Source organism: Collinsella aerofaciens (genome assembly GCF_040926265.1).
Taxonomy (GTDB): Bacteria; Actinomycetota; Coriobacteriia; order Coriobacteriales; family Coriobacteriaceae; genus Collinsella; species Collinsella aerofaciens_BB.
The window spans coordinates 1-9,867 of record NZ_JBCOIL010000043.1; the positions used below are offsets into that span (position 1 = coordinate 1).

Genomic DNA, 9,867 nt, shown 5'->3' on the forward strand with positions numbered 1-9,867 from the left:
CGCCGCTGACCGGTGGACGGCACCGAGCCGTACGCTTGAACTGAGAAGGGGGAGGCCTCGCGGCCTCCCCCTTTTTTTGCGTTTACGGGCTTTTGTCTCACATAGTAGCTGTGTTTTATAACCCTCGTTTGTCGCATCTTCTGTGAACGGGCTACAATAACTTAGTCTGTGCGATATGGAGGTGAACATGGCTGAAGCTGGTATCGGCGTTGATATCGTCGAGATTTCCCGCATGAAATCAATTCTTGAAAAGACGCCGTCGTTTGCTCGGCGTGTGTTTACCGAAGAAGAGCGTGCGTATTGCGATGCGTCATCGCGCCCCGCCGCTCACTATGCGAGCCGCTTTGCTTCGCGCGAGGCGGTGCTTAAAGCTCTCGGCACGGGTTTTAGTCAAGGCGTGGGTCGCAAGGATGTTTCGGTAACGCGTGATAAACTCGGCAAACCGAAGGCGCTGCTTTCGGGCCGTGCTCTCGAGATCGCTCAAGAACTGGGTGTTGTTGAGGTCGCTCTTTCCATTACGCTTACGGGAGACTTGGCCGTTGCGAATGCCATCGCGATTACCGAAGATGCTCGGCCTAAGCCAAAAGATGAAAAGGTGAGCACCAAGAAACGCGTTGCGCAGACATTTAAAGAGGCTCGCTCTGTTTTAGATGAGCTTGAGCAGCTGCAGAATTCAGCATTGACGGAGCACCTGGGCGATGCTTCGCAAGATACGCTAGGAGCATAGATGAAACCGGTTTTGAGTACCGAAGAAGTCGTTCGTCTCGAGGATATCATCGAACGCGAAGGGACTTCGAAGGCCGAGCTTATGGAGCTAGCGGGTGAGTTTGCCGCCAACGAGGTCTTGAAGCTCAATCCCGATCGGGTTCTCGTTCTGGTCGGTTTTGGTAATAATGGCGGCGACGGTTGGGTTGCCGCCGATATCCTGAGCCATAAGGGTGTGGACGTGGATATCGTTTCTCCGGTTGAACCGGATGAGATTCCTGCTGCTCTGGCACGTCATGTTGCTCGTCGTACTGCCGGCCGCGATGTGCACGTTTGCGTCGGCCCTTCGCGTGACGAACTCGAGGTTTTGATCGATAAGGCCGATGTTGTTGTCGATGCCATTTTTGGTACCGGTTTTCACGGGAATCTGCGTGCGCCGTTCTCCATCTGGATTCCTACGGTCAATGAATGCGCCGATTGTGTCGTATCCATTGATGTCCCCTCGGGCCTGAATGCCGAGACGGGCGTTGTTGATGACGACTGCATTCGTGCCGAGCATACGGTGACGATGATTGCGCCCAAGATTGGTCTGTATAGCGCTGATGGCCCTGAGTATGCTGGCGATTTGATCTGCAGCAATCTTTACGACCGTCTTGACGAGGTCATCGATGATGTCGACCACGCCGCCGAGATTGTCGAGCCCGGTGACTTAGTTGATTACTTTGCTCCACTACCTACGAATATCGATAAGTATTCCCGTGGCTCTGTGCTTATTGTCGCCGGATCTGCACAATATCCTGGTGCTGCCATTATGGCGGCCAAGTCTGCAGCTCGCGCGGGTGCTGGTTACGTGGCAGTCGCGGCTCCTGACGCCTGCGCTAATCTTATTCGCATGGCACTTCCTTCGATTCCCGTCTTTGCTATTCCGTCTGATTCCCGCGGCTCCTTTGGCGCCGCTGCGCGCATGACGGTGTGCGAGATTGCAAAGAAGTACAGCTGCGTACTGTGCGGTCCCGGTATGACGACGTCTGCCGGCGCTATGCAGGTGGTTTCGGGCTTGCTCGAGCTTGATGTACCGCTTATTTTGGATGCCGATGCACTCAACTGCCTTGCTAAGATTGCCATTGACGGTATTGATAGTAACCCCGAGATGTATCGTCGCGAGCAGCCGTTGGTTATGACGCCGCACTATCGTGAGCTTTCGCGTCTGGTTGCCGGTGACGAGGTGAACGACCTTGGTACCGCGATTGCGGCCGCGCAGAAGGTCGTCTGGGCTGCAGGCTCCGACAACCTGGTTGTCATTGCCAAGGGGCCGACGACGGCTATCTGTGGCGTTGAGCGTGTGCTGCTGCCGCTCTCGGGTCCGGCTTCTCTGGCAACTGCCGGTTCGGGTGATGTTCTCGCGGGTATTTTGGCCGGCACGCTTGCCACCATGCGCGACGAGATGGATCGTTGGGAGTTGCTGTATTCGTACGCCGTCGCACTTCACAGCTACGCCGGTTTTGCCGCGGCGACGGAGTATGGTGAGAAGAGCGTCATCGCGACCGATCTTATCGACTTGATCGGTCCTGCCATGGAACTGGCGGCAAAGGATGCGCTCGAAGATCTGGGAATCATGGACGAAGGGTCGGATGACTAATCATGAATAAAGCCGATTTGACGCGCTGGTCCTGGGTCGAGATCGACCGCGGGGCGCTCCGTCGCAACACGAGGGCCTATAAGAATTTACTGAATCCACGTCAGCGCCTGTGCTGCGTGGTTAAGGCCGATGCTTATGGTCATGGAGCTGTTGAGTGCGCCAAGATCATGTATTCGGCCGGTGCCGACATGTTTGCCGTGGCGACGGTTAACGAGGGCGTTGAGCTCCGACAGGGCGGGATTACGAAACCCATCCTCATCCTAAGCGAGCCGCCTATCGAGGCCATTCCGACGTTGCTCGAGTTTGATATCATGCCCTCGGTCTATACGTCTGACTTTGCTCTTGCGTATGGCGAATGTGCCGTCGCGGCGGGCAAAGTGGGCAAGTATCATCTCGCCATCGAGACGGGCATGAATCGTATCGGCGTTCACTACACGCAGGTGCTTGACTTTGTCCGCGGTATTAATTTCCATCGCGGTATTCAGTGCGACGGCGTATTTACGCACTTCGCCACGGCCGATGAACCTTCGGGCTGGGACTACAAACTGCAGTGTCAGCGCTTTACCGAGGCCGTTCAGGCCATTAAGGATGCGGGCTTTGAGTGCGGTATCGTGCACTGCGCCAACACGCCGTCCTCGATGCTCGACCCTTCGATGCATTTTGATATGATTCGCGCCGGCGTTGGCTTGTATGGAATGCAGCCGTGCGAGCTGAGTGGCCGCGTGATGCAGCTTGATCCCGTTATGAGCGTCCATGCGCGTGTGACGCGCGTGGCACACCCTGCGATGGGTGAGGGCGTGGGCTACGGTTTTACCTACCGCGTACCGCGTACGCGCGTTCAGATCTGCACGCTGCCGATCGGTTATGCCGATGGCCTATCGCGTACGCTTTCCAATCGTATGGATGTGCTGTATCGCGGCGAGCGCGTGCATCAGGTTGGCAATATCTGCATGGACCAGTTTATGGTCGCCATTCAGTCCAACCCGGCACACGAGATTCCCGAGGCCGAGTATGGTGACGAGATGATTATTGTCGGCCGCGATGGCGATGCCGAGATCACTATGGACGAGATGGCCCGACTGCGCGGAACGATTAACTACGAGGTCGCCTGCGGCTTTGGCATGCGTCTCGACAAGGTCTACGTGTAGGAGCCGCTATGGGCGTCATGCACATCCCCGGCCATACCCATCAGGCACCACGTGAGGTCGCACTCGAGGAAATTGAGGCCGTTCTGGGCGATTGTCACCTCTGCCAGCTCTACCAGTCGCGTCACAATATCGTGTTTGGCGTGGGAAACCCCCGCGCTCGTGTGATGTTTATTGGCGAGGCGCCGGGCCGCAATGAGGATTTGCAGGGCGAGCCCTTTGTGGGGGCGGCAGGCGAGGACCTCAACGGCATTTTGTCGCTGGCGGGACTCAAACGCGAAGACGTCTACATTGCCAACGTGCTTAAGTGCCGCCCGCCGGGAAACCGCAATCCACGTCCCGAGGAAGTGCTGGCTTGCTCGCCGTTTTTGCGTGAGCAGATTCGAAGCATCTGGCCCGATATTATCGTGACGCTCGGCAACCCCGCGACGCACTTTGTGCTTAAGACCGAGATTGGCATTACTAAGCTGCGCGGCAGGTTCCACCAGATGGGGCATTTTGTAGTAATGCCCACGTTCCATCCGGCAGCAGCGCTACGCAATCCGGCGTGGCAGGAACTGCTGGAGGAAGACTTTAAGATGCTGGGCGACTATCTGGAGCGACATCCCGCACCAGAGGACGCCTCGGAATAATAAGGAGCATATATGTCCCTGGAGCGCCTGGGGGTAGGTACTTACAAAACGACTTGCGCTGCCGATACGGAGTACTTTGGCGAGCTAATTGCACCGTGCCTTGAGGACGGCGATGTGCTCATCCTGACCGGTGGCCTGGGGGTGGGCAAAACTCACTTTACCAAGGGCGTCTCGTGCGGGCTGGGCGATGGGCATATGGTTACGAGCCCTACGTTTGCGCTCATGGCCGTTCACGATCAAGGCCGTATTCCGCTGTTTCACTTTGATCTATACCGCCTGGAGCATGCCTACGAGCTCGAGGATACGGGCATTTTCGATGTGCTGGGCTATGAGGGTGCTTGCCTGCTGGAATGGGGCGAACAATTCCAAGACGAGCTGACGGATGAGTATCTTTCGGTGACGCTCAAGCGTGATGAGGGCGACAGTGATGTGCGAACGATAACGCTCGAGGCGCACGGTGACCGCGCAATGGAGCTTTCCCATTTGATTGATAAGGCTGTACAAGATGAGCTTGCATAACGACAACGCGCTGGTGGTGGCGCTCGATACTTCGACCGACATGCTTGCCTGCGCGGCAAGCTGGATTGATGGGCAGACGGGCGAGACGAAGCTCGTGAGTGGCGACCACATGTGTCGCCGTCACGCCAACGTTGAGCTCGTGAATACCGTTGATGGCGTGCTGGCTCAAGCCGGTCTGGATCGCAGCGATGTTGGTTGCTATGTGGTCGGCCGCGGCCCGGGGTCCTTTACGGGTGTGCGCATCGGCATCTCCACTGCCAAGGGCCTCGCGCGTGGTGCCAATGTTCCGCTGCTGGGCGTGTCGACGCTCGACGCTTGCGCTTGGACGGCGTGGAAGGCTGGCGTGCGCGGCAAGCTTGGTATCTTGGCCGATGCTATGCGCGGTGAGGTATATCCGGCGCTGTATATGCTGGTTGATGAGGGTCCCGAGCGTCAATTTGAGCGCGAACACGTGGTCAAGGCCGCCGTGGCGCTCGATGAGTGGCGCCAAGCAGCGGACTGGGACCAGGTTCAGCTGACCGGTGACGGTCTCGTGCGCTATGGCAAGCTGCTGGGTGAGGACGAGACCGCCCGCTGCGTGGAGCGCGACCTGTGGTGGCCTTCGGGCGAGGGCTTGCTGCTCGCGCACGCTGCGGGTGACGGCGATCCGGCCCGCGTCTTGCCGATTTACACGCGCCTTTCGGATGCCGAGGAAAACGAGCGCAAGCGTCTTGGTCTTGCCGAGAGTGCGCAGAGCGAAATTACGGGTGTTGCCGATGAGCTCGCCGGTCGTCATCTGCAGTTCCGTCCCATGGGCGCGGCGGATGCCGAGGGCACGAGCGCGCTGGAGGCTGCCTGCTTTGAAGGTGTCGGACACGAGGCGTGGACGCCGGGCATGTTCCTGTCCGAACTGGGCGAGGACGTTGCTGCGCCGCGTAGTTGGTGGGTGGCACACGACGACGGCAAGCTGCTGGGCCTTGCCGGCGGTATGGTCGTGGACGGTGATGTGCAGATTCTGGATGTCGCCGTCGACCCGGCACATCGCCGCGAGGGCATTGCCCGCAAGCTGCTGTCGCACGTGAGCTATGATGCCCAGATGCTCGGCTGCACCACGGCTTCGCTCGAGGTCGAGGACGGTAACGAGGGGGCGATCGCGCTTTATAACGCTCTGGGCTTTACCGAGGCTGGCCGTCGCCGCGGCTACTACGGTGTCGGCAAGGATGCCATCGTTATGACGGCGCCGCTGCCCCTGGTGCTTCCGGTCGACAATGCTTCGCCCGAGCCGACGGCGGCAGAGCAGCGCGTATGGCCGCTGCCTGCGCCTGGGCGCTCCGAGGGGGAGCGTGCCGAAATTGAGCGCCGCCGCCTAGTGCTCGCTATCGAGAGTTCCTGCGACGAGACGGCCGTGGCGATTATCGATGCGGATGGCAATATGCTGGCCAACCAGGTGTCGACACAGATTGATTTTCATGCCCGCTTTGGCGGCGTGGTGCCCGAGATCGCCTCGCGCAAACACGTTGAGGTGATTGTGAGTGTCGTGGATGCGGCGCTCGAGGATGCCGCAGCATCGCTTGGTCTTGAGGGTGGAGCCATTGCCCCCAGCGAGCTTGCCGCCGTGGGCGTGACACAGGGTCCGGGCCTGGTGGGCGCCCTCGTGGTGGGCGTTGCCTTTGCCAAAGGCTTTGCCTACGCTGCCGGTAAGCCGCTCGTATGCGTCAACCATCTGGAGGGGCACCTGTTTGCCAACTTGCTGGCGCAGCCCGACCTCAAGCCTCCGTTTATCTTTACGCTTGTCTCGGGCGGGCACACCATGCTCGTGCACGTAAAGGCATGGGGCGACTACGAGGTGCTCGGTGAGACGCTCGACGACGCCGTGGGCGAGGCCTTCGACAAGGTGGCCAAGGCGTTGGGCCTGGGCTATCCCGGTGGCCCCATCATTTCCAAGCTGGCCGAGACGGGCAATCCCCGCGCGATCGATTTCCCCCGTGCGCTTAACAGCAGGGGAGACTATCGTTTCTCGCTTTCGGGTCTTAAAACGGCCGTGACGCTCTACATCGAGCAGGAGACCAAGGCCGGGCGCACGATTCACCTGCCCGATCTGGCGGCTTCGTTTGAGGCGGCTGTCTTTGACGTGCAGTACAAGAAGGCCAAAAACGCATTGCACGCTACCGGATGTAAGGAATACTGCATCGGCGGCGGCGTCTCGGCCAACCCGCATCTGCGCGAGATGATGATCAAGAAGCTTGGACGTCAGGGGATTCGCGTAACGGTGCCGCCCTTGTCTGCCTGTACCGATAACGCAGCCATGATCGCGGAGGTCGCCCGCCGTAAATTCGACCGAGGCGAAATCTCGCCGTTCGACGTCGACGCCGATCCAAACATGACGCTGTAGCTGGTACGGCGCGGTCCCCGGACGGAGGGGCCGGATATAAGGTTTCCTGCTCTACAGTCCTGCGCAAGACGAAGGCCACATTAAGTGGCCTTCTTTGCGTGCGGAACTCGCGATAAACCTTATATCCGGCCCCTCCGTCCGGGGACCTTTCTGCGTCGATATAGCTTCTGAGCTGGTTTGGCGTCGACAACGTCCAGCAAAGTTAACAAGCCAGTGTCGAATTTCCGGCGTTCTTTAGCTGAAAGAAAAAAGTTGGTGTGCGGAGCTTTGCTCCGCATTTGGGATGGGAGCCCCTGAGAGCCGCGGGAGCCGGGCGGCGCATATGAACTTTATCGCGAGTTCCGCACGCAAAGGAAAGCACTTAATGTGCTTTCCGTCTTGCGCAGGACTGTAGAGCAGGAAAGTTCATATGCGCCGCCCGGCTCCCGCGGCTCTCAGGGGCATCTCTCATGCAAAAACTGTCGTGGGGTAAAGTCCGAGGTCAGTGGCGTTTTATACCGAGAAATTCAAAAAAAGTTGAAAATTCATTACAAATTTGCGTTGACTTTAGGTAACTAAAGTTTCATACTCCTTTTCAACCACTGGGGGATGTGAACACGTACGGATCGTTCGCATCATGATTGAAGAGGATTTCTTAGACATGTTCACGCATCAGCTAAACATTATCAGCGTAGTAATTATCTGATGCGGGTTAGCACATACAGCTAGCCCGTACGATAACGGGCGGCTGATGAAGATGAGGGCCGTCGAGCGCAACCGACGGCCCTCATTTTTTATGTCTAGGAAGTTCTTTTTAGAGGAGGAAATGTAATGAACGGAGTTTTGCTCATGGTTGTGGCCGCGGCGGTGCTCGCCTGCGGCTATCTGGGCTACGGCCGCTGGCTGGCCAACAAGTGGGGCGTTGACAAAGAGGCCCTCACGCCGGCCAAGCGCATGAAGGACGGCAACAGCTTCTCGCCCGTCTCCGCCTTCACCGCGTTTTCGCACCAGTTCAGCTCGATCTGCGGTGCTGGCCCTGTCACGGGTACGATCGTCGCCATGGCCTTTGGCTGGCTGCCCGTCGTGCTCTGGGTCCTCGTCGGCGGCATCTTCTTTGGCGCCGTCCACGACTTTGGCGCCCTGTACGCTTCGATGAAGAACAACGGCAAGTCACTCGCTCAGCTCATCGAGAAGTATATCGGCAAGACCGGCCGTCGCCTGTTCCTGCTGTTCTGCTGGCTGTTCTGCATCATCGTCATCGCCGCCTTCACCGACATGGTCTGCAAGACGTTCATGTTCACCCCGGCCGTCGACGCTTCTGGTGCTGCTACCGGTGCCATCGACTTCACCAAGTCCTATGCCGCTGGCTGCGCTGGTACCATCTCCATCCTGTTCACCTTCGTCGCTATCGCCTTTGGTTGGGCCCAGAAGAAGTTCAACCTTACCGGTGCTGCCGAGTTCGTCACCGGCGTGGTCCTCATGGTCCTCATGTTCGCCGTCGGTATGCAGTTCCCGGTCTACCTGGATAAGTTCCAGTGGTTCGCCGTCGTCATGGTCTACCTGGTCTTCGCTGGCGCTATGCCCATCCAGATGCTCAAGACCCCGCGTGACTACCTCACTTCCATCATGATGATCGTCATGATCGTCTGCGCTGTCCTCGGCATCGTCGTCTTGGGCGTCAACGGTCAGGCTACTATCACCGCTCCGGTCTTCACCGGCTTCTCCACTGCCTCCGGCATGATGTTCCCGGTCCTGTTCGTCTCCGTCGCTTGCGGTGCTCTCTCCGGTTTCCACAGCCTCGTTTCTTCCGGCACCTCTTCTAAGCAGGTCGAGAAGGAGCAGGACGCCGTCAAGGTCGGTTACGGCGCCATGATCGTCGAGTCCTTCGTTGGCATCCTTGCCATCATCGTCGCCGGCATCATGTTCTCCGATATGAACACCGCCGGTACTGGCGCTCTCAACGCCGGTGTCGCTTCCACCCCGTTCCAGATCTTCGCCGCCGGCATCTCCCGCGGTATGCAGGCCTTCGGTGTTGACGGCACGCTCGCTACCGTCTTCATGACCATGAACGTCTCCGCTCTGGCCCTGACCTCGCTCGACGCCGTCGCCCGCATCGCCCGCACCTCGTTCTCCGAGTTCTTTGCCCAGACCAACGACGCCCTGGCCATCGAGTCCAAGGCCGGCTACATGAAGGTCCTCGGCAACCCCTGGTTCGCCACGGTCGTTACCCTGCTTCCCGGTCTCGCTCTCGCTTTTGGTGGCTATGCCAACATCTGGCCGCTCTTTGGTGCTTCCAACCAGCTGCTCGGCGGCATGACCATGATCACCCTCGCCGTGTTCTGCAAGTGCACCGGCCGCAAGGGCTGGATGCTCTACGTGCCCGTCGTCTTCCTGCTCTGCTGCACCTTCACCTCGCTGGTCCAGAGCGCCATGGGCTGCATGACCGCCGTCCAGGCCTACGGTTTCTTCGGTACCATCCCGGCTACCGCCACCACGGCCGCCGTCTCCGTCGCCGCCACCAAGGGCCTGCAGCTCGTCTTTGCCGTCCTGCTGATGGTCCTGGGCCTCATCGTTGCCGTCAACTGCCTCAAGGAGTTCTTCGGCAAGGAGGCTGGCTCCATGCCTGATGAGGAGCCCGAGTGGTCCGATATGGGCAAGGCCGAGTACGGTCGCGCCGCTGCCGCTGAGGCTCCTGCCGACGCCGAGGCCGCCAAGGCCTAGTCGGTCGGACGGGTTGAATCTCCCATCCATTTGACTCGGAAAGACCGGGTCCGCGACTTCGCGGGCTCGGTCTTTTTTCATTTAAGACTTTAGTCTGCTGGCCGCGCAGCGGCCAGCTTTAAACCACCCGCTACGCGGGTGGAGACAAACGGCTTT

7 protein-coding genes are annotated in these 9,867 nt (G+C 59.0%); all 7 read left to right on the forward strand.

The window, feature by feature from the left end; genetic code table 11:
- Positions 1–187 precede the first annotated feature (187 nt).
- The 7 genes from acpS to AB5767_RS09840 all read left to right on the forward strand — a co-directional run bounded on the left by acpS (position 188) and on the right by AB5767_RS09840 (position 9,711).
- On the forward strand, positions 188–727 hold the full coding sequence (gene acpS, locus AB5767_RS09810) for a holo-ACP synthase (protein WP_117655164.1): 540 nt from the start codon (positions 188–190) through the stop codon (positions 725–727).
- Complete coding sequence (locus AB5767_RS09815) at positions 728–2,344, forward strand: NAD(P)H-hydrate dehydratase (RefSeq protein WP_368132551.1); 1,617 nt, start codon at positions 728–730, stop codon at positions 2,342–2,344.
- A 2-nt stretch (positions 2,345–2,346) separates the two neighbouring features.
- Positions 2,347–3,492, forward strand: coding sequence for an alanine racemase (gene alr, locus AB5767_RS09820; protein ID WP_035137770.1), 1,146 nt, complete (start codon positions 2,347–2,349; stop codon positions 3,490–3,492).
- 8 nt (positions 3,493–3,500) lie between these two features.
- A complete protein-coding gene (locus AB5767_RS09825) occupies positions 3,501–4,121 on the forward strand; it encodes a uracil-DNA glycosylase (protein ID WP_006235848.1) in 621 nt (206 codons plus the stop codon).
- Positions 4,122–4,133: 12 nt separating this feature from the next.
- Positions 4,134–4,640, forward strand: coding sequence for a tRNA (adenosine(37)-N6)-threonylcarbamoyltransferase complex ATPase subunit type 1 TsaE (gene tsaE, locus AB5767_RS09830; RefSeq protein ID WP_368132552.1), 507 nt, complete (start codon positions 4,134–4,136; stop codon positions 4,638–4,640).
- Complete coding sequence (gene tsaD / locus AB5767_RS09835) at positions 4,627–7,011, forward strand: tRNA (adenosine(37)-N6)-threonylcarbamoyltransferase complex transferase subunit TsaD (protein ID WP_349129800.1); 2,385 nt, start codon at positions 4,627–4,629, stop codon at positions 7,009–7,011. Before tsaE ends, tsaD begins: the two co-directional genes overlap by 14 nt.
- An 810-nt stretch (positions 7,012–7,821) precedes the next feature.
- Positions 7,822–9,711, forward strand: a complete 1,890-nt coding sequence (locus AB5767_RS09840) for a carbon starvation CstA family protein (protein ID WP_368132625.1) — start codon at positions 7,822–7,824, stop codon at positions 9,709–9,711.
- Positions 9,712–9,867 lie beyond the last annotated feature (156 nt).